Genomic DNA, 20,100 nt, shown 5'->3' on the forward strand with positions numbered 1-20,100 from the left:
AAATCAAGGACGGCGGCACGTCGGCCCGACAATGCGAAAAGCGCCAGACGTTCTGTCTGGCGCTTGGCATATTCGCAAAATGTCTGTGGACCTGACGCTAAGGCGCGTCAGGCGGCGTGTTCAAGCTCGCCGGAAATCCGCTCTATCTCCTCTTTCAGGCGCAATTTGCGCTTTTTGAGGTCGGAAATGGTCAGATCGTCGCTCGCGGGGCTGTGCATTTCCTGCTCGATCTGCTTTTCCAATAACCGGTGCCGCTCGTGAAGCTCAGTGAGGTGCATTGCCAGTGACATATATCGGGCCTCCCATTTGCTGTCTTCGGGACCACCGAGTCTGACTGGGTTTTGCCGCGCTGTTAAGCAAAATCGTCATCGACCATCCGGCCCGTCACAACTGCTTGCAGCCCGCACCGCCTGCACGCTAGAAGGCAACGGCAGCGCACGGCCTTAAACGTTGGGCGCGGGAATCGAGTTTTGGGGCGGCATGGACCAGTACGACGACGAGGAAACGGCCGCCATCCGCGCAAAGCTTGTGCAGCTACGCCAGCAACACCGCGACATGGATGCCGCCATTGATGCACTGGAAGCAGCCAGCGCAGCGGACGCACTGCGCATCCGCCGTCTGAAAAAAATGAAGCTCGCCCTGCGCGACGAGATCAGCTTTCTGCAAGACCAGTTGGTCCCCGACATTATCGCTTAACACGGCACGGGCCTTAGCCTTTGGGGGCGTCTTCGGTGCGGCGTCGTTTGGCGGCATACATAGCTTCGTCCGCGCGCGCCAACGCGGCTGCCGCATCCTCGCCCGCCTTGAACGCCACAGCGCCGGGCGACACGCTCACCGCAATGCGATGACCCATGATTTCCAGCGGTTTGTCGGCAATCAGATGCATCAGACTTTCAGCCTTGTCGGTTGCATCGCGCTCCGTGGCCTGCGCCAGGATGACAGCAAACTCGTCACCGCCCAACCGTCCTACAATGTCGGATTCGCGCACATGCTCCACCAGCGCTGACGCCACATATTCAAGCACAGCGTCGCCAGCGGCATGGCCGTATTTGTCATTCACCTGTTTGAAATTGTTGAGATCAATGAACACGAGGCTGGCAGGCTGGTTATAGCGCTGCGAAAACGAGATCATTCGGGAAAGTTCGCGCACGAACGCCCGCCGGTTGAGCACCGGCACCAGCGAATCGGTGTCAGCCTCCTCCTGCACCGCATCCAGCCGACCCTTCATGGTGGTCAGCTCGCGGCGCAGTGCATCCACTTCCGACATCAGGGTCATCAGTGCGTCACGCACTTTGGGCGTTAGTTCAGCCTCGGGAATGCCCATGATCGAGGCGGTATCGGAAATGTGCCGCGGCGCACTTGCTGCCCCGGCACCTGACGGGGCAGAAGATTTTGCCGCACCCGTTGTGCCCCGCACCGACGAGACGGCTCCGGGCCGCCGTGTTCCGTCAACTTTCATGGGTGCTTCTGCCCTGCCGATACCTGCTGTGCCGGGTCTGGTTTCCTGAAACCAGCCCATTTACGCCCTTTTTTCGTATCTCATCAGCGTTAACAATTCATTTAGGACATTTTCCTGCCTAACCCAATATGTGGCAGCACCGGGACATGTCTCCAATGCTTGCCAAGTGCCGGGCCGTGCCTATACTCCCCTGCTTTGCGCGCCGGGGGTTCGTTCAAAAGGACGTCCCGGCCTTGTTTTTTGAAAGCACCCGCTGTGAGCGCAAGCGACACGCCTCTTGTTGGCATTATCATGGGCAGCCGGTCTGACTGGCCGACCATGACACACACCGCGCAGGCGCTGGACGCGCTGGGCGTGCCGTACGAGGCAAAAGTCGTGTCTGCGCATCGCACCCCGCAGCGGCTTTATGACTATGCAACCTCCGCAAAATCACGCGGCCTGCGTGTTATCATTGCCGGTGCCGGCGGTGCGGCCCACCTGCCGGGCATGGCCGCCGCCATGACGCCGCTGCCGGTGCTGGGTGTGCCGGTGGAAAGTGCCGCTCTCAAGGGCCAGGATTCGCTGCTGTCCATCGTGCAGATGCCCGGCGGTGTGCCCGTGGGCACATTGGCCATCGGCAAGGCAGGCGCAAAAAACGCAGGCCTTCTGGCTGCTGCCATTCTGGCGACCACCGATGATGCTCTGGCCGCCCGGCTTGATGCCTACCGCGCGGCGCAGACATTGAGCGTTGACGAGACGCCGGAAGATGCCTGACACACCTCTTGCTCCCGGCAGCACGATCGGCATTTTGGGTGGAGGCCAGCTTGGTCGAATGCTCGCGATGGCAGCCGCCCGGCTTGGCCTGAAGACACACATCTATTGTCCGGATACAGATTGCACGGCAGCACAGGTTGCTGATGCTGCCACCTTTGCAGGCTACGAGGACGAAGACGCACTGGCCGCCTTTGCCGCCGCCGTGGATGTTGTGACGTATGAGTTTGAAAACGTGCCCATGGCAACCGCCACACTGCTTGCGCAGGATGTTCCCGTGCGCCCCGGAGCAAAAGCTCTTGGTGTGTCACAGGATCGCCTGACAGAAAAAAACTTCCTGCGCGGCCTTGGAATAGACACCGCGCCATTTGCCGACGTTGCAAACCTGCAAGACCTTGAACAGGCGATTGCCACCATCGGCTGCCCAGCCATTCTGAAAACCCGCCGCCTTGGCTATGACGGCAAGGGGCAGGCACGCATCAATGCGCCCGGCGACGCGCAGGCTGCATGGAACGCGGTCGCATCGCAGCCGAGCATCCTTGAAGGCTTTGTCGATTTCGAGGCTGAAATATCAGTCATTGTCGCACGCGCCACCGACGGCACGGTTGCTGCCTACGACCCGGCCCGCAACGCGCACGCCAATCACATTCTGTCAGTTTCAGCCGTGCCATCAGGCTTCGCGGCGTCGGTTGAGGCGCGCGCCCGCGCCCTTGCCGAGCAAGTGGTGGCGGAACTCGACTATGTGGGCGTCATGGGCGTCGAGATGTTCGTGCGGCCGGGCAGCAATGACCTTGTGGTCAATGAGTTTGCCCCGCGCGTACACAACTCTGGTCACTGGACGATCGAAGCCTGTGTCATCAGCCAGTTTGAACAGCACATGCGCGCCGTCGCAGGCTGGCCGCTGGGTTCACCTCACCGTCACTCAGATGCCGAGATGACCAATCTCATCGGTGACGATGTGAATGATTGGCACCGGCTGGCGGCAATACCGGGAAACGGCCTGCACCTCTACGGCAAGGGCGACGCACGCCCCGGCCGCAAGATGGGCCATGTCACCCGGCTGTCGCCGCGCAGGTGACTAGCGCGTGACTAGCGCCCTAGCGGGTAGCGCAGCCTTGATACCAGCCCCAGGGGTGAGGGGAGCGAAGATATGATTTTTTCAGCACGGCCTTTGACCTTCTCGATCTGCATTACATCGGCAATGCGGCGATCAAGAAACTCCCAGGTTTTTTCAAACCCCTCGGTGTCGTCGCCAAACCACACCGCAAGCGTGCTTGAATAGACGCCTGATAATATCAGCCGCTTGGTATAAAAATTATAATCCGTGGACGTATCACCTGCCGCGCGCCAGATGGCGTCCACCGTGCCATACAGTGCCCGCACACCTGCTGTGCCTGACGTGGGTAGCGCCAGATAAGCGGTTGCCCGGCGCAACGCCTCGCGATTCTTTTCGTCAATCTCAAGGCGCGTGCGCACCGCAAATGTAATCCGCTCACGGACCTTCATTGCGTCAAGGTCTGAGCGTTTCAGCTTGCGCGCCATGCGCCCGTCGCCTTCGGCTGTAAAATACAGCACCAGGTCAGTGGTGCCGCCGGGGAACGCAAGCCGCGCAAGCCCTGCTTCAATGCCGGCCTTTTTTGCGGCGTTGCGCATACTCTTGCCGGTCCACCCGTCGAATGGCACGTCCGGCAGGGCTGCTGCCAGTATCTGCTTGCGGGTTTTTTCGTAGTGCTGATCAGCGGTCATGGCCTTGCGTGCCTTTTGTTGCGCTGCGGAGGGTGTCCGCGCGGATTTCAGTGTCATCTCTGCCGCCTCCTTATGCGGTCTCCTCTTTGGGGAGATCCGTCTGGTCTTCTTTTTGGTGCGCCCGATGTGAAGACGGCTGGTCGCGTCCCCAGTGGCGCACTTCTGTTTCAAAAATCAGGTCCTTCAGGTCATCCATCCGCTGGGGATAGAGAATGCCATCCAGATGATCACACTCATGGCATACCACGCGGGCATGGAATCCACGCGCCTCACGCTCAATTGCTTCACCGTCCAGACCAACACCTGAATACTTGATACGGGTCGGCCGGGGAACCAGACCACGCATCCCTGGAACCGACAGGCAGCCTTCCCAGCCATAGGCGCGCTCATTGTCCAGAACATCGATTCTGGGGTTGATGAGCACGGTCAGCGGCGCTGTGTGGTCAAACGCCTCGTCCGCCTCCATATCTTCGGGTCCGCGTTCCGGGGGTGCCTGAAACACCACAATCCGCAGCGGCTCGTGCACCTGCGGTGCGGCAAGGCCTGCGCCATTGGCGTCGATCATGGTTTCCACCATATCCGCCACCAGGCTGCGGATTTCGGCGGATTTTGGTTCTTTTACCGGCTCCGCTGCGCGCAACAGCACCGGGTGGCCCATACGGGCGATCTTTCGAATGGTCATGTCTGATATATGGCCCTGCTACAGCCTCTCGAAAAGCCCTGCAATTTGGCACATCGTATATGCTGGGTGGTGGACAGACCCTCATGTTTTTGGTACTTACCGCCCCTCTGGAATGACTGACGGCATATCCGGAACATCTGTTCGCGTGCCTGCATCCCCTTGCGAGATGCGCCGCTGCTGGTTCCGGTCCCGTCAAATCCTTGATTGTTTTCGCCGGTTTGCGCCCACACAGGCGGTGCGCTGCGGCAGATTTTTAGCTCGAAGGGAGCTGAGTGCGTGCAAGTTCTGGTTCGCGATAACAATGTTGATCAAGCGCTGCGTGCGCTGAAGAAAAAACTTCAGCGTGAAGGCGTGTTCCGTGAAATGAAACTGCGGAACTACTACGAAAAGCCGTCTGAAAAGCGCGCCCGCGAGAAGGCAGAAGCCATCCGCCGCGCCCGCAAGCTGGCCCGCAAGCGCGCTCAGCGTGAAGGTGGCCTTGCAGCACCCAAGAAGGCCCGCAAGCGCTAGATCTCAGCGCTGCATATACAATCAACGCCTCCGGTTTTCCGGGGGCGTTTTTTGTTGGGTGCCTGCCCCTTCTCCACGCATCGGCGGGAAAAACAAAAAAAGGCCGGAGCAACCGCTCCGGCCTTTTATTTGTCAGCGTAACGCGCGTGAGGCTTACTTCATGCCTTTCACGATCTCTTCCACCATCTTCTTGGCGTCAGAGAACAGCATCATGGTGTTATCGCGGAAGAACAGTTCGTTTTCCACGCCCGCGTAGCCTGACCCCATGCCGCGCTTGATAAACAGCACCGTGGCCGCCTTTTCCACATCCAGCACCGGCATACCGAAAATCGGGCTGGCCGGGTCTGTCTTGGCGGAGGGGTTGGTCACGTCATTTGCGCCGATGACAAACGCCACGTCTGCCTGGGCAAACTCGGAGTTGATATCTTCAAGCTCAAACACTTCATCATAAGGAACGTTGGCTTCCGCGAGCAGCACGTTCATGTGGCCGGGCATACGGCCCGCCACCGGGTGAATGGCGTATTTGACGTCCACGCCTTCAGCCTTGAGCACGTCCGCCATTTCACGCAGCGCATGTTGGGCCTGCGCCACTGCCATGCCGTAGCCCGGAACAATGATGACGGAGCCTGCGTTCTTCATGATGAAGGCCGCATCATCTGCTGAGCCCTGCTTGACGGGCCGGGTTTCAACCGCACCGCCCGCAGCCGCCGTTTCGCCGCCAAAGCCGCCCAGAATCACCGATATAAACGAGCGGTTCATGCCCTTACACATGATGTAGGACAGGATGGCACCGGACGAGCCCACCAGCGCGCCGGTAATAATCAGCGCCGTGTTTTCCAGCGTGAAGCCCAACGCCGCCGCTGCCCACCCCGAATACGAGTTAAGCATCGACACCACCACCGGCATGTCAGCACCGCCGATGGGGATGATGAGCAGGAAGCCAATGATGAACGACAGCAGGGTAATGAACGCGAACGCCCCCACGGTCTGGTTGGCAGGATCAAGGCAAACGTAGATCACGCCGCCGACAATGGCCCCGGCAAGCGCAATGTTGATGAGATGGCGCGCAGGCAGAATGATCGGCGCACCGGACATGGTGCCCTGCAATTTGGCGAAGGCAATGATCGAGCCGGAGAACGTGATGGCGCCGATCGCCACCCCAAGCCCCATTTCAATCAGGCTGACAATCTTGATATTGCCGGTGACGCCGATGCCAAATGCCTCAGGCGACATGTAGGCCGCCCAGGCCACCAGCACCGCAGCCATACCCACCAAAGAGTGGAATGCGGCAACAAGCTGCGGCATAGCGGTCATCGCAATGCGGTTGGCAATGATCGCGCCAATACCGCCGCCCAGCACCACAGCGCCGATGATATACATCCACACTTCGCTGCTGGAGATGTCCTGACGCACAAGCGTGGTGGCAATGGCAATGGCCATGCCGACCATGCCGTAAAGGTTGCCCTGACGGGACGTTTCAGGGCTGGAGAGCCCACGAAGCGCCATGATGAAAAGCACGCCCGAAACGAGATAGGCGAGTGCTGCGAGATTGGCAGACATGTTTCAGCAGCCCCCTATTTCTTTTCTTTTTTCTTGTACATGGCAAGCATGCGCTGGGTGACGAGAAAGCCGCCAAAAATATTGACGCTCGCCAACACAACACCGGCAATGCCAAGCCAGCGCGAGAAACCCGCTGTTTCGGTTGCCGTTACATCCACTGCCACCGCGATGAGCGCGCCGACGATGATCACCGACGACACCGCATTGGTGACTGACATCAAAGGCGTGTGCAGTGCGGGCGTAACGCTCCACACCACGTAGTAGCCAACGAAAATCGCGAGAACGAAAATCGCCAGCCGGAAGATGAAGGGATCAATTGCAGCTTCCATCAGGCGGCTCCTCCTGTAAGCGCCGGGTGCACCACCTTGCCATCTTTCGAGATCAGCGTGCCGGTGATGATTTCGTCTTCCCAGTCGATGGTGAGCGCGCCCGTTTCCTTGTCAACGAGCGGCGTAATAAAATTGAGCAGGTTTTTGGCGTACAGCGCTGACGCATCATCTGCCACACGACCCGGCACATTGCGGTGCCCCATGATCTTGACGCCGTTGACCTCAACAATCTCGCCGGGCTTCGATAGCGGGCAGTTGCCGCCTGCTTCGACCGCAAGATCAACAATGATCGACCCCGGCTTCATGCTGTGCACCATTTCCTCGGTCACAAGCACAGGTGCCGGACGGCCGGGAATGAGCGCTGTCGTAATCACAATGTCCTGCTTGGCAATGGTCTCGGCCACAAGGGCTGCCTGACGCTTCTTGTAGTCCTCGCTCATTTCCTTGGCATAGCCCGCAGCGGTTTCGCCGGTGTCGCCCTCGTCCGGCTCCACCATCACGAACTTGCCGCCCAGACTTTGCACCTGCTCGGCCGCCGCAGCGCGCACATCAGTGGCGGATACAATGGCACCCAGACGCTTGGCGGTGGCGATAGCCTGCAGGCCCGCAACGCCGGCCCCCATCACAAATACGCGCGCGGGCGCAACAGTGCCTGCCGCTGTCATCATCATGGGAAAAGCGCGGGTGAACAGTTCAGCGGCGTCAATCACCGCCTTGTAGCCTGCAAGGTTTGACTGCGACGACAAAACATCCATGGACTGCGCCCGGGTGATACGCGGCATCAGCTCCATAGCGAAGGACGTGATGCCGGCTGCCGCCAGCGCATCATTCGTGTCTTTGCTCTGCATCGGGTTCAGCATGGCGGCCAGAATGGCACCGCGCTTCATTTTGGCGATTTCGCCCGCGTCCGGTCCGCGCACTTTGAACACAATGTCGGCATCGCCGAGCGCTGCTGCCGCATCCGCTGCGATGGTTGCGCCGGCCTCTTGAAACTGGGCATCAGACACAGAAGAGGCCAGGCCCGCGCCCGCCTCCACAACCACGTCAAAGCCAAGTGCTGTAAGTTTTTTCACCGTCTCCGGTGAGGCCGCAACGCGCGTTTCGTTGTCGCGTTGCTCCTTTGGGATAGCAAGCTTCATGCGTTCTCCGCCCCCTGGTAGAATGGGCCCTGTTTGTTGGTGAGCCTTGGATGTCGTGAGTGTGCGATGGGTGACCGACAATGATGGGGTCAGCGTTGGCTAGACCAGAAAAATACCCATCAGCACGAGGATGGCCACAACAGCAATGGTGCCCCATTTGGTCGCGGCGACGAAGCCGTCCCAAGTGCCCAGATGCTCCTCGGCCTCCATTTCCTTGCCCCATGCATCGGCATCAAGCGCTTCGTTTTTGGCGTCAGACATGCGCCCCATCTCCCTTGGCAAAGTCGTAAAGTTGACGCGGACTATAGGCGCTGGACCGGCATGACGGCAAGCAGCGACCTTAGCTGCGTCGCATATCGAGAAGTGGCGATGTGCCGGGACGTTCGCCAAGCACCTTGAACAGCCCGGTCCCGGTCATGACGGCGCGGCTGTCTGGCCCGTCAGGCCGGTTGCCCCCCACCCAGATAGCCCCGCGCACCGACACAAAATCGTCTGTATGGCCGGTAACCACTGCATTGCCCTGCACAAACTCGCCCAGATTTGCCCCTGATACAAAATCCGTGACCAGCCTCACCGTGACCCAGAAGCGATGCATTTCGTAGGTAACCGCCGATCCGAATGCCATGTCGGCGAATGCCATGAGCATCCCGCCGTGGCAGTTGTCAAAACCGTTGGTGTGCCGCGCACCCACCAAAAAGCCGCGCGCCCAGGTGCCGTCATCGCTGAAGCGCTGATAGATCGGCCCCACCTGATTGCCAAAGCCGCCGCGCCATTTGGCGATGACAAAACCATCCGGCACGCCCTCTTCAGGCTCATTCACGGGTTCATTCGACATGGCGGGATCAATAGTCGGATTGTGTGCGCTTGCAAAGGGCCAGGTGTCAGAGTCAGGCGTCCTGGCCCAGCGACAGCCCGTTGGCCTCAAGCGCTGCGTGCTGGCGCGCCGCCAACACATCGTGGTCGAAGGCGTCAATCTCGGCGTTGAACAGATCATGAAAGTTCAGTTCCGCAGCAAGATGCAAAAACACTCCACCCAGGCCGATAGCCGCACGGTCCATGAACACGAACTCGCGCGGTGGCGTCACCGGCCCGTGTTTCTTGAGGGCCGCATGTACCCTGGCCGCTTCTTCGCGGCCATATTTCCCCGGTGAAATGCCGTCGGCAATCGTCCGCACACGGTCATCAAGCAGCGGCCCATAGATGAAGCCCGCCCAGATATTGAGCACATCCACCAGTTCATCATTGAGCTTCTTGAAGCCCCAGCTTTCGTAAGCCGCCCGCACACGGTCGCGGTCATTTGTCTTGAGGCCCTGATACAGCTCCACAACGCCGGTCACGAAGGACGGCGGAAACTTTCTGATACAGCCATAATCCAGAAGATTGATTCCATCATCATCACGCACCGTGTAATTGCCAAGATGCGGGTCGCCGTGAATCACACCGTAGTGGCTGAACGGGTGCCACCACGCCCTGAACATGGCGGTAGCAATGGCGTTTCGGGTTTCAAGCGGCGCATCGCGCGAGGCCAGCAGCGGCGCGCCATCCAGCCACGTCATGGCCAGCAGACGCTTGGTCGAAAGCTCGCCAACCACATCGGGCACGCGAACCGTGGCGTCATCGGCCAACATCTGTTGATACAGCGCGATGTGCCGGGCTTCCAGGGTGTAGTCCAGTTCCTCACGCAGACGCGCGCCAATTTCCCTGGCCATCTGGCGGGTATCGATCACCCCGTCAATGCGACGCTGTATGGCAAACACCATGTCAAGCTGGGTGAGGTCAGCCTCCACAGCTGACTGCATATCGGGGTATTGCAGCTTGCAGGCAATCGACTGCCCGTCGAGCGTTGTTGCCCGGTGGACCTGACCCAGCGAGGCCGCAGCAGCAGCGTCACGCTCAAACGATGAAAACCTCTTTTGCCAGTCACGGCCAAGCTCAGACGCCATGCGACGCTTGACGAACGGCCACCCCATGGGCGGGGCGTTGGCCTGCAACTGCGCAAGCTCCACCGCATAGTCTTCGGGAATAGCATCAGGAATGGTGGCGAGCATCTGCGCCACCTTCATGATCGGGCCTTTCATGCCGCCCAGCGCGTTGCGCAGTTCTGCGGCCATGGCGGCATCGTCTATGTCGCGGCCCAGCAGACGTGCCCCGGCCATGCGCGCGGCAATGCCGCCCACACCGCCGCCGACTTTGGCGTAGCGTTTGGCGCGGCCCGACAGGCGGTTTTCTTCTGACGGGGCGGCACCTGGAGGAAGGTCATCATCCATGGGTTTACGCTACCAGACCTTCCAGCTCATCAATCAGGCCTTCGATGACTGCAAGACCCCCCGCCCAAAACGCCGGGTCGCGCGCATCCAGCCCGAATGGTGCCAGCAATTCGGAGTGATGTTTCGTGCCACCCGCGCGCAGCATATTGAGATAAGCGCTGGCAAAGTCAGGGTGCCCATCCTGATAAACCCGGTACAGCGAGTTCACCAGACAATCGCCGAATGCATAGGCGTACACATAGAATGGCGAATGAATGAAGTGCGGGATATAACACCAGAAATTTTCGTAGCCCTCGTTCAGCGTGACGGCGGGGCCAAGGCTCTTTGCCTGCACGTCCATCCAGATGCGGCCAATGTCGTCTGACGTGAGCTCGCCCTCGCGGCGCGACAGATGCACCTCGCGTTCAAACATGTAAAACGCCGTCTGCCGCACCACCGTGTTGATCATATCCTCGACTTTTGAGGCCAGCATGGCGCGATGTGCGGTTTTATCCGGCGCATCCGCCAGTAGCGCACGGAATGTCAGCATCTCGCCGAAGACAGACGCCGTTTCTGCGAGCGTCAGGGGGGTCTGTGACAACAACTGGCCCTGCGGTGCGGCAAGCACCTGATGCACGCCGTGCCCTAACTCATGGGCAAGGGTCATCACGTCGCGCAGCTTGCCTTGATAGTTGAGCAGCAAATACGGGTGTGCGCTCGGCACGGTGGGGTGCGCAAAAGCGCCCGGTGCCTTGCCCGGCCTGATCTGCGCATCAATCCACCCGGTGCCGAAAAACTTTTCGCCGATGGCCGCAAGATCCGGCGAGAAACCACGATAGGCCTTCAGCACCGTGTCGCGCGCCGTATCCCAATTCAGCTTTGACGTATCCGCGTCAGGCAATGGCGCGTTGCGGTCCCAGTAGTTGAGCGTTTCAACGCCGAGCATCCGCGCCTTGAGGCCATAGTAGCGGTGCGACACGTCGGCAAACTTCTGCTCGACCGCTGCCGCCAGCGCGTTCACTACTTCAGGCTCAACCTGATTGGACAGGTGACGGGCCTGCGCCACGTCTGTGTAACCGCGCCAACGGTCTTCGGTTTCCTTGTCCTTGGCCAGCGTATTTGTAATGAGGGTGAACGTGCTGATGGATTTTTCAAAGGTCGTCGCAAGCGCCCGCGCGCCGGTGGCGCGCCGCTCAGGGTCGGCATCGGCCAGAAGGTTGAGCGCGGGCTCAATGGCCAGGGGTTTGCCGTCGATGTCGAAGCGCAGCCCGGCCATGGTTTCATCAAACAGCCGGTTCCAGGCGGCCGCACCCGTTACACGCTTTTCCAGCAGCAGTTTTTCCAGGTCATCATTCAACTGGTACGGTCGCCATGCCCGCGCATTAACAAGCCACGGTCGATAGCGCGCCAGTGCTTCGCTGGTGCCATAGGCGGCCTCCAGCGCATCGTCCTCAAGTCTGTTGAGATCGAGCGTGAAAAACAGGATACGACTGCTGATCGCTGTCAGCTTCTCCTGCACATCACCATAAAACTTGGCGTAGGCAGGTTTGCTGGTATCGGTCGCATAGATGAGACCGGCAAACGATGCAATTCGGCCCATCCGCTCGTCCAACGCTTCGTAGTCAGCCATCGCGCGCGCCAGCAGGCGTGCACCTGCCTCAACGTCGCCGTCATGTGAAAGGCTGTCTGCGACCCTGCCCTCATAGCTCGCGGCAAATGCCTCTGCCTGCGCCCGTGCAGCTTCTATGTCTGCAAGAGCCGCCGCACGACCGGCAAACCCGCCGTCTTTTTCGTCAGCGGACTGCGCTGAATACAGGTCGCTGAGATCCCAGGTCGGCAAATCGGCATCGGTATCCGCAGCAGATGACAACGAGCCATCGGGCAGAGCGGGACGGGGAAGACGTAAAAAGGCAGTCATCAGAAAACTCACAAACACGCCGCGAAACCGGCGACAGGGGCACGTTATCGGCACACCCCTAGATATTGGCCGTGCCCGCGCAAAAACCAAAGAAAAAGGGCCTGGCGATTAAGCCAGGCCCTTCTTGTCTTTTGTGCGGCGGGATCAAACCCGCCGAGCTTCAAGAGCCGCGACTAGCGGACCTCGATAACCGCACGGCGGTTAAGAGGCTCGCGGATGCCGTCACCTGTCGGTACAGCAGGCTCGCTCTCACCGCGGGCACCAACAGTGCCGACAGTGACGCCCTGTGCTGCCAGTGCGTTACCAACAGCATTGGCGCGGCGCTGAGACAGACCCTGGTTGTAAGCAGCCGAACCAGAGGTATCGGTGTGACCCACAACGTTAACAGTCGGGTTGTTGAACTCTTTCGTGAAGCTCGCCACTTCGTCGATCACTGCCATGGCAGCCGACGTGAGGTTGAACTTGTCGAAGCCGAAGTAGATCACAAAGTCCTGATCTGCTGCAGCAGCTTCGCACTCGGTGAGGGCTTCATAGAAAGCGACCTTTTCAGAAGCCACACGCTCCGGCTGAACCGGACCGCCTGCGCCACCGAAGAAGGAACCATCAACACCAAGTTCGTTGTCAGAGGCCTGCTCGACCCAGCCGTCATAGTACCGCTGTGCCTTGGCGCAAGCGCAACCACGGTCATCACGACCGCCATTGTCCAGCGCTGCGATCAGGCGGCCACGGGCCTCCTGAAGTTCGCCCAGTTCTGAATCGAGAACCTTACGACCGAAAGGAAGGCTGGCCGGATCAAACGGCGCAACCGGACCGCCAGCAAGCGCTGCACGACCTTTTTCGGCAAAAAGAACCGAGTGACGCCATTCACAGTCCACATAGACTTCTGACGTCGCACGATCCTGATACTCGGCCGCGAGGCACGAGTAGAAATCATCTCCAGCAATTTCCTGATCAAGGAAGCTTTCCACGTGGAAAGTCCCCCCCAGGCCGCAGCCTGCAAGACCAAAAAATGCCCCCACCGCAATAATCCGGGATAGCGTGTTCATCCCACTCTCCAGTCATTCGAAATTTGCATTCGCACCCCCCGAAAACGACGGGTGGCCGGGACCCGCCCGGGAACTACCTAGTCCGCGTATCCGCCATGTTCATCGCACAAACCCCTAGGGCCGGGCAACCATTTTCCCAAATAGAATGCCCGTTGAGCAACAGGAGTCACGTTTACGCAACACCCCGAAAAACGGCAGGTTTTTGTTAACCATAGGCCGCCTTTTCAGGGGTCAGAACACACTTAACCCAAGACCGGCCCGGTTGTTACCCCCTGTCTAAAACCCTCCTTAACTGACTTGGGTCAATGATGCCGCTTCAGGACAGCACCGTCAGGGTCTGGGTTGGGGTTCGAGTTGCGGCAGACCCGCGCCGATTCTCCCTTCCGGTCGCTGCCCATCCAGTTTGATGCCCTTGCCGCGCAAGGGCAGCGCGTTTCGGGGAGCCGACATGGCCAAGACGATTCTCATTGTTGATGACGACCCGGCTCAGATGCGGCTGATTTCAGCCGTTGTGGAGCGCGACGGACACCGCGTCATGACAGCAAACGGCGGCAACGAAGCCATTTGCGCTCTCGAAGGCGCGCGCGGCCATGAAGTTGACCTTGTGGTTCTGGACCTCGTGATGCCCCAGACCGACGGCTGGGCGGTGATGGAGCGCATCCACCCGACCCGTCCTGAACTGCCCTTTATCGTGCTCACCGGCCATGGCGGCATTGATACGGTGGTTAAGGCCATGCAGGCAGGTGCCCGCGACTTTGTGGTTAAGCCCGCAAGCCCGGAACGGCTGCAGGTTTCCATTGCCAACGCCCTTAAACTCGAGGCTTTGGGCAAGGAAATTACGCGCCTCAAGAAACATTCAACCGGCCAGCTCACATTTGGCGACCTGATTGCCGAAAGCCCGGCCATGCAGAAGGTCGGCAAAATCGGCGAGCGTGCCGCCCAGTCCAACATTCCGATTCTCATTGAAGGCGAGTCGGGCGTCGGCAAGGAAATGATCGCCCGTGCCATTCAGGGCTCCAGCGACCGCGCCGGACGCCCGTTTGTAACGGTCAACTGCGGTGCGATTCCGGAGAATCTGGTCGAATCGATTCTTTTTGGCCACGAAAAAGGCGCGTTTACCGGCGCGACCGACAAACACGCAGGCAAGTTTCAGGAGGCCCATGGCGGCACTCTGTTTCTGGACGAGATCGGCGAACTGCCCCTCGACATGCAGGTAAAGCTGCTGCGCGCCCTGCAGGAAGGCGAAGTGGACCCGGTCGGGGCCAAAAAGCCTGTCAAAGTGGACATTCGCCTGATCTCGGCCACCAATCGCGACCTTATCCAGGCCGTGCAGGACGGTATCTTCCGCGAAGACCTGTATTACCGCCTCAACGTCTTCCCCGTATCAGTGCCGCCGCTGCGCGAGCGCCGCGAAGACATTGTGCCGCTGACAGACCATTTTGCCGCCCGCTTTGCCGCCGAAGAAGGCAAGCCCATTCGCGGTCTGGATGCAGACGCCCGCGCATTGCTGGAAGGTTTTGCGTGGCCCGGCAATGTGCGTCAGCTTGAAAACGCGGTGTTCCGCGCGGTGGTTCTGTGCGACGGCGACATGCTGACCTTTGAGGACTTCCCGCAGATTGCCAGCCTCGCCGGTGCCCAGGCGCGGCCAAAGCCCCGCCTGCCGGACATTCAGCCTGCGGTTCTGGGCGGAACTGTTCAGGGCGGCACTGCCCAGCCAGCGATGGCACAGCCGGCAGCCCCCCAGTTTGGTACGCGGCCCGACCAATCCGTGCTGCACGAAACAATCCCCGGTGATGTCTCGGTGCTGGATGAAACCGGCAATCTCAAGAAACTTGAAGAGATGGAAGCCGACATGATCCGCCTCGCCATCGACAAGTATGAGGGCCACATGTCGGAAGTCGCCCGCCGCCTTGGCATCGGTCGCTCAACGCTGTACCGCAAGGTGCGTGACCTGGGCATTGAGGTGCGGGCGTAGGGCGGCAGTCGTCACCGACTACAAATCTGTAGAACCCTACTCCGCAGCCAGGCCAAGCGCTGAGCGGTAAAGGTCAATGATTGCTTCCTGCTCCTGAAACTCGGCCCGGTCCAGCTTGCGCTCGCGCACAACGCGCCGCAGCGCCTTCACGTCGAAGCCGTTGCCCTTGGCCTCGGCATATACCTCGCGGATGTCGCCGGCGAGCGCTGCTTTTTCTTCCTCAAGCCGCTCAATGCGTTCAACAATGGATTTGAGTTGATCGCGGGCTACGCCGCCGGTCTGCGCCATGAAACTGTGCCTCTTGGGAAATGAGTGTGGGTCGAAGGGCGCGGACAGTACCCAGCCCCGCGCTGTTTCGGCAACCACCTATCTTGCGCGCCTAACCGTGGTCCTTGGACGCAGTATCAAATGCCGCCTTTTGATCCGCCGATGCGTCTGTCTGATACTTTGCCTTCCAGTCGTCATACGGCATTCCATAGACAATTTCGCGGGCGGCATCCTTCGACAGGTCGATACCCTTCGCAGCGGCTTCCTCGCCATACCAGCGCGACAGGCAGTTGCGGCAAAAGCCCGCAAGGTTCATCAGATCAATGTTCTGAACATCCGTGCGCTCGCGCAGATGCGCCACAAGGCGGCGGAACGCAGCCGCTTCAAGTTCTGTTTGGGTGGTCATCGCGTTTTCTCCCGGCTAACTGTCTTTGATGCCATACATGGTTTCTTCGACGAGGAAATCCACCACCGCGCATAGCGCATCCGTGTGGCTGGCACCGTCGTCGCGCGCGGCGCGATAGGCCACACGCTGCGCCTGCGCGCTGGTGCCGCGCCGCGCAATGGTGGCCACGTGCAGCAATTCCTGCGTGCAGCCAAGCTGGCGGGCTTCTTCCTGAAGCAGGCCCACAAGCTCATCCGCCAGCGTGCCAAACGGCATCATTTTTCCCTGACCAAAATCAGCCAGATCGCCGGTCACGCCATAGCGTTGCGCACGCCAACGGTTTTCCTCAATCAGAATGCGCGGATAGACCCGCCAGCGCTGGTTCTTTTCGCGCAGCGTAAACAGCATCGACAGCAAACACTGATAGAGCGCTGCCAATGCCACCGCGTCATCCATCCGTGTACAGACGTCTGCCACGCGCGCCTCAAGGGTTGGCCAGCGCACCGAGGGGCGAATGTCCCACCAGATTTTGCTGGCGTCTTCAATGGCGCCCACCTCTATCAGCCGTTCCACCACCCGCTGATATTCCGGCCAACTCTCAAACGAATCCGGCACCCCGGTGCGCGGCAACGCGTCAAAAACCGTCAGCCGGTAGGATGCCATGCCCGTATCTTCGCCCTGCCAGTAGGGTGAGGAGGCCGACAGCGCCAGAATATGTGGCAGGAAGTAGCTGACCTGATTCATCATATCGACGCGCAGATCATCATCCTCGATGCCCGCGTGAATGTGCATACCGCATATCAGCAGCCGCCGCACGGTGCCCGCCAGATCCCTGGCGATCTGGTCGTAGCGCGCTTTTTCGGTGTGGTGCTGCTCAGACCATTTGGCAAACGGGTGAGTGCTCGCGGCGATTGGTGCATAGCCATATTCGTTTGCCACCTCGGCAACAGCGGAGCGAAGGCGTGCGAGGTCGGCTCGCACATCTGCAGGTGTTGCACACACACCAGTGCCAATTTCGACCTGACTTTTAAGAAACTCCGGCGACACCTGCGCGCCGATTGCCTCCGACAGTTTCGGCATCAGGTCGGTCGGCGGTTCGGACACAAGGTCGCGCGTCTGCCGGTTGACCAGCAGATACTCTTCCTCAACCCCAAGGGTAAGTGCCGGACGTTTCATGCGCCATCCTCCGTGTACGATGCAAAATGCTTCACCATCGCCAGTTCCGGATGCTTTTTGATCGCGTCTCCCAGAATCTGTGCCAGCCGCTCCGCCCATTCTTGCGCACCATGATGGGTATCGATCAGATCCTGCCGGATTTCGACGAGCGCGTTTGCCAGCCCGCGCGACGTGCCGTTGCGATACATCGTGTCGCCGTGCAGCCGACCCGAATAGGGCTCGTTGTCTCCCACCACCAGCCCACTATCACTGCGCAGGCCCGCCAGCAGCAGGTGCGGTAACCGGGGATCGCGGTCCCATAAAACGCCGCACTGCCAGGGCCGCATGGCACCCCGCCAGACCGGTGTAAAACTGTGGATTGAAACAATGACCGGCACCTGCCCGCCCGCCATCGCCGCCTCAATCATCGACGCGGCTGCATCTTGGTAGGGCTGCCAATAGTTGGCCCGTCGATGCGCGATTTCAGCGGCATCTGCCTGGCGATTGCCGGGGATGACTGCGCCGTCAGACAGTTTCATCACCAGTGTGGGATCATCTGCTCCGCGATTGGGGTCAATCAGCAACCGCGAGAAACCCGAAAGGACCGCAGGCACGCCCATCAGGTGTGCAAGCCGCCGGGTTACGTCTGCCGCGCCAATGTCCCAGCCGATATGCCGCTCAAGATCAATGGACGGCAGGCCCAGCGTGCCATAGGCGTCCGGCAACGCGTTGGAGGCATGGTCGCACAGCACCACCAGCGGCGCTGTCGCTGCGCACTCAGCATTAACAAGCTCAAAGGGCTGAAACCCTCCGTCGCCGGGAGCCCTCGGTAACTCGATGGGAGTAGGAGTCAAAGACATACCGCCGACTATACGCAGCCCGTCTGTGATTGACAGCCGACCCAGCCACTGCGCACGCAAAAACATTACATACCGGCAACTGACATGCTCTGTCTGGAGTGATAGCCTGTACCCATGAAACGCCTCTTCAAACTTACGCACCGCCTCACTCTGACCGTTGCCATTGCAGCGTTGGGATTATTGGCAATGCCCGCAACCGCGTCTGCGGGGCTTGATGTGTGCAATGAGTCGTCCAGCCGCATCGGCGTGGCGCTGGGCTATTTCACTCAGGATGAATGGGTGTCGGAAGGCTGGTGGCATCTTGATGGTCGCCAATGTGCCCCGGTCATCGAAAGCGACCTGAACGCGCGCTACTACTATGTGTTCGCCATTGATTTTGACGCGGGCGGCGGCTGGTCCGGCCAGTCCACACTGTGCGTTGCGCCGGGCGAGTTCACCATTTCAGGTCGTCAGGACTGTGAAGCGCGCGGGCACCACACCGCAGGCTTCATGGAAGTGGACACCGCCGGATCACCGGACTGGACCGTGCGCTTCACCGAAGCCACGCGTCGGCCCGACCCCCAGCAGACCTTGGGCCTTCTCACTGGCGGACACACCGGCGGACTGACGGGCGGGGCGCAGTAACCCCGTGCGCCACCGCAATGTCCGCATTCTTGCGACCCTTGGACCGTCATCCGACGATCTGGCCGCCGCGCTCGCCCTGCATGAGGCAGGCGCAGACGCCTTCCGCCTCAACATGAGCCACTCAGACCATGCAGACCTCAAGCGCCGCGTGGAGATGATCCGCGAACTGGAGCGCCAGACCGGTCGCCCGATTGCCATTCTGGTGGACCTGCAAGGCCCGAAACTGCGCATCGGCAAAATGGCCGGCGACGGCGCTGACCTGACAAATGGCACCACATTCATTCTGGATATGGACGATGCGCCGGGTACGGACAAACGCGCGCCATTACCGCACAAGGAGATTTTCGAGGTTGCCGAACCCGGCCACTCGCTGCTGCTGGACGACGGCAAAATCCGCCTGCGGGTGGAGGACGTGTCAGATAGCAAACTGACAACCACGGTCATGGCGGGCGGTCACCTAACGTCGCGCAAGGGCGTCAACATTCCTGACGCGCGCCTGCCCATCCCTGCACTGACCACCAAGGACCGCTCAGACCTTGAGGCCGCGCTGAACCTGAACGTGGACTGGATCGCGCTGTCCTTCGTGCAGTCAGCGCAGGATGTGGCGGAAGCCAAGAAAATTGCCCGTGGCCGTGCCGCCGTCATGGCGAAGATGGAAAAGCCTTCAGCCATCGACGACCTCGATGCCATTTTGGATATTGCGGATGGATTGATGGTGGCGCGCGGTGACCTGGGCGTTGAGTGCCCTGTTGAAACCGTGCCTGGCCTGCAAAAGCGCCTCACCCGCGCCGCCCGCCGCGCCGGCAAGCCGGTGGTGGTGGCCACGCAGATGCTTGAAAGCATGATTGAAAATCCGGTGCCGACCCGCGCCGAAGTATCAGACGTCGCAACTGCCGTGTTTGAAGGCGCAGATGCTGTCATGCTGTCGGCAGAATCAGCTGCCGGCAAATACCCGGTGGAAGCCGTAGCCGTGATGAACCGCATCGCTGAATCGATTGAGACCGATCCAAACTATGCGCAGATCATCAACGCGCAACGCTCTGAGCCCGAACCAACGGGGCCTGATGCCCTCAGCAATGCCGCGCGCACCGTGGCAGAAACGCTGAACGCAGCCGCCATTGTTTGCTACACGACATCAGGCTCAACCGGCCTGCGCGCCGCGCGCGAGCGCAGCCGCGTGCCGGTGATGGTGCTGACGCCTCACCTGCCTACCGCCAGGCGGCTATCACTTGTGTGGGGCCTCAACTGCGTCCTGACAGATGACGCCGCAAACCTTGATGACATGGTGGACCGTGCCGGACGCCTTGCCTTCCGCGAAGGCATGGCGCGCGTGGGAGACCGCATTGTCATCATGGCCGGTGTTCCGCTGGGCACGCCGGGCGCAACCAACATGCTACGCGTTGCCTTTGTGGCGGACAGCGCCGCCAATCACCCAAACTAGGTTCGGGC

23 protein-coding genes are annotated in these 20,100 nt (G+C 60.2%); 7 read left to right on the forward strand and 16 right to left on the reverse strand.

Annotated elements, in window-relative coordinates:
* Nucleotides 1-107 precede the first annotated feature (107 nt).
* On the reverse strand, nucleotides 108-290 hold the full coding sequence (locus RIB87_RS14985) for a YdcH family protein (RefSeq protein ID WP_350148125.1): 183 nt from the start codon (nucleotides 288-290) through the stop codon (nucleotides 108-110).
* Between the two features lie 190 nt (nucleotides 291-480).
* On the opposite strand from RIB87_RS14985, the gene RIB87_RS14990 reads away from it, so the two are divergent.
* Complete coding sequence (locus tag RIB87_RS14990) at nucleotides 481-696, forward strand: YdcH family protein (RefSeq protein WP_350148127.1); 216 nt, start codon at nucleotides 481-483, stop codon at nucleotides 694-696.
* Nucleotides 697-709: 13 nt separating this feature from the next.
* Here the strand turns inward: RIB87_RS14990 and RIB87_RS14995 are convergent, their stop codons facing one another.
* Entirely contained in the window at nucleotides 710-1,519 is an 810-nt protein-coding gene (locus RIB87_RS14995) for a GGDEF domain-containing protein (protein WP_350148129.1), read from the reverse strand.
* Between the two features lie 231 nt (nucleotides 1,520-1,750).
* Here RIB87_RS14995 and purE point away from each other — a divergent pair, with 231 nt between their 5' ends.
* Both purE and RIB87_RS15005 read left to right on the forward strand, forming a co-directional pair.
* On the forward strand, nucleotides 1,751-2,212 hold the full coding sequence (gene purE, locus RIB87_RS15000; protein WP_350148236.1) for a 5-(carboxyamino)imidazole ribonucleotide mutase: 462 nt from the start codon (nucleotides 1,751-1,753) through the stop codon (nucleotides 2,210-2,212).
* A complete protein-coding gene (locus RIB87_RS15005) occupies nucleotides 2,205-3,287 on the forward strand; it encodes a 5-(carboxyamino)imidazole ribonucleotide synthase (protein ID WP_350148131.1) in 1,083 nt (360 codons plus the stop codon). Before purE ends, RIB87_RS15005 begins: the two co-directional genes overlap by 8 nt.
* Before the next feature lie 11 nt (nucleotides 3,288-3,298).
* Here RIB87_RS15005 and RIB87_RS15010 read toward each other — a convergent pair whose 3' ends face one another.
* Both RIB87_RS15010 and def read right to left on the reverse strand, forming a co-directional pair.
* Nucleotides 3,299-4,012, reverse strand: coding sequence for a COQ9 family protein (locus RIB87_RS15010; RefSeq protein WP_350148133.1), 714 nt, complete (start codon nucleotides 4,010-4,012; stop codon nucleotides 3,299-3,301).
* A 13-nt stretch (nucleotides 4,013-4,025) separates the two neighbouring features.
* Nucleotides 4,026-4,637, reverse strand: coding sequence for a peptide deformylase (gene def / locus RIB87_RS15015; RefSeq protein ID WP_350148135.1), 612 nt, complete (start codon nucleotides 4,635-4,637; stop codon nucleotides 4,026-4,028).
* Nucleotides 4,638-4,913: 276 nt separating this feature from the next.
* Between def and rpsU the strand changes: the two genes are divergently transcribed.
* The gene (gene rpsU / locus RIB87_RS15020; RefSeq protein ID WP_350148137.1) at nucleotides 4,914-5,147 is read left to right on the forward strand and encodes a 30S ribosomal protein S21; all 234 of its coding nucleotides are present in this window, start codon (nucleotides 4,914-4,916) and stop codon (nucleotides 5,145-5,147) included.
* A gap of 153 nt (nucleotides 5,148-5,300) precedes the next feature.
* Here the strand turns inward: rpsU and RIB87_RS15025 are convergent, their stop codons facing one another.
* The 8 genes from RIB87_RS15025 to RIB87_RS15060 form a co-directional block, all read right to left on the reverse strand.
* A complete protein-coding gene (locus RIB87_RS15025; protein WP_350148139.1) occupies nucleotides 5,301-6,707 on the reverse strand; it encodes an NAD(P)(+) transhydrogenase (Re/Si-specific) subunit beta in 1,407 nt (468 codons plus the stop codon).
* Between the two features lie 14 nt (nucleotides 6,708-6,721).
* Nucleotides 6,722-7,120 (reverse strand): NAD(P) transhydrogenase subunit alpha part 2, encoded by a 399-nt coding sequence (locus RIB87_RS15030; protein WP_502943271.1) that lies wholly within the window; start codon nucleotides 7,118-7,120, stop codon nucleotides 6,722-6,724.
* Complete coding sequence (locus RIB87_RS15035) at nucleotides 7,036-8,175, reverse strand: Re/Si-specific NAD(P)(+) transhydrogenase subunit alpha (protein ID WP_350148142.1); 1,140 nt, start codon at nucleotides 8,173-8,175, stop codon at nucleotides 7,036-7,038. Before RIB87_RS15035 ends, RIB87_RS15030 begins: the two co-directional genes overlap by 85 nt.
* Nucleotides 8,176-8,274: 99 nt before the next feature.
* Complete coding sequence (locus RIB87_RS15040) at nucleotides 8,275-8,436, reverse strand: aa3-type cytochrome c oxidase subunit IV (protein ID WP_350148144.1); 162 nt, start codon at nucleotides 8,434-8,436, stop codon at nucleotides 8,275-8,277.
* A gap of 79 nt (nucleotides 8,437-8,515) precedes the next feature.
* Nucleotides 8,516-9,010: a hotdog domain-containing protein gene (locus RIB87_RS15045; RefSeq protein ID WP_350148146.1), complete on the reverse strand. Its 495-nt coding sequence runs from the start codon at nucleotides 9,008-9,010 to the stop codon at nucleotides 8,516-8,518.
* A 52-nt stretch (nucleotides 9,011-9,062) separates the two neighbouring features.
* A complete protein-coding gene (locus tag RIB87_RS15050) occupies nucleotides 9,063-10,442 on the reverse strand; it encodes an ABC1 kinase family protein (protein WP_350148148.1) in 1,380 nt (459 codons plus the stop codon).
* A 4-nt stretch (nucleotides 10,443-10,446) separates the two neighbouring features.
* Nucleotides 10,447-12,339, reverse strand: coding sequence for a M3 family oligoendopeptidase (locus RIB87_RS15055; protein ID WP_350148150.1), 1,893 nt, complete (start codon nucleotides 12,337-12,339; stop codon nucleotides 10,447-10,449).
* Nucleotides 12,340-12,512: 173 nt separating this feature from the next.
* Nucleotides 12,513-13,385, reverse strand: a complete 873-nt coding sequence (locus tag RIB87_RS15060) for an OmpA family protein (RefSeq protein ID WP_350148152.1) — start codon at nucleotides 13,383-13,385, stop codon at nucleotides 12,513-12,515.
* Between the two features lie 448 nt (nucleotides 13,386-13,833).
* On the opposite strand from RIB87_RS15060, the gene RIB87_RS15065 reads away from it, so the two are divergent.
* Nucleotides 13,834-15,360, forward strand: coding sequence for a sigma-54-dependent transcriptional regulator (locus tag RIB87_RS15065; protein WP_350148154.1), 1,527 nt, complete (start codon nucleotides 13,834-13,836; stop codon nucleotides 15,358-15,360).
* A 36-nt stretch (nucleotides 15,361-15,396) separates the two neighbouring features.
* Here the strand turns inward: RIB87_RS15065 and RIB87_RS15070 are convergent, their stop codons facing one another.
* From RIB87_RS15070 to RIB87_RS15085, 4 genes are all read right to left on the reverse strand, one after another.
* Nucleotides 15,397-15,648: a DUF2312 domain-containing protein gene (locus RIB87_RS15070; protein ID WP_350148156.1), complete on the reverse strand. Its 252-nt coding sequence runs from the start codon at nucleotides 15,646-15,648 to the stop codon at nucleotides 15,397-15,399.
* Nucleotides 15,649-15,739: 91 nt separating this feature from the next.
* Nucleotides 15,740-16,033, reverse strand: a complete 294-nt coding sequence (locus tag RIB87_RS15075) for a DUF1244 domain-containing protein (protein WP_350148158.1) — start codon at nucleotides 16,031-16,033, stop codon at nucleotides 15,740-15,742.
* A gap of 15 nt (nucleotides 16,034-16,048) precedes the next feature.
* Nucleotides 16,049-17,188, reverse strand: coding sequence for a carboxylate-amine ligase (locus tag RIB87_RS15080; protein ID WP_350148160.1), 1,140 nt, complete (start codon nucleotides 17,186-17,188; stop codon nucleotides 16,049-16,051).
* Nucleotides 17,185-18,021: an N-formylglutamate amidohydrolase gene (locus RIB87_RS15085; RefSeq protein WP_350148162.1), complete on the reverse strand. Its 837-nt coding sequence runs from the start codon at nucleotides 18,019-18,021 to the stop codon at nucleotides 17,185-17,187. Before RIB87_RS15085 ends, RIB87_RS15080 begins: the two co-directional genes overlap by 4 nt.
* A 120-nt stretch (nucleotides 18,022-18,141) precedes the next feature.
* Between RIB87_RS15085 and RIB87_RS15090 the strand changes: the two genes are divergently transcribed.
* A complete protein-coding gene (locus RIB87_RS15090; protein WP_350148164.1) occupies nucleotides 18,142-18,651 on the forward strand; it encodes a DUF1036 domain-containing protein in 510 nt (169 codons plus the stop codon).
* A gap of 4 nt (nucleotides 18,652-18,655) precedes the next feature.
* Complete coding sequence (gene pyk, locus RIB87_RS15095; RefSeq protein ID WP_350148166.1) at nucleotides 18,656-20,092, forward strand: pyruvate kinase; 1,437 nt, start codon at nucleotides 18,656-18,658, stop codon at nucleotides 20,090-20,092.
* Nucleotides 20,093-20,100 lie beyond the last annotated feature (8 nt).

Origin of the sequence: Pyruvatibacter sp., assembly GCF_040219635.1 — a bacterium.
Taxonomy (GTDB): Bacteria; Pseudomonadota; Alphaproteobacteria; order CGMCC-115125; family CGMCC-115125; genus Pyruvatibacter.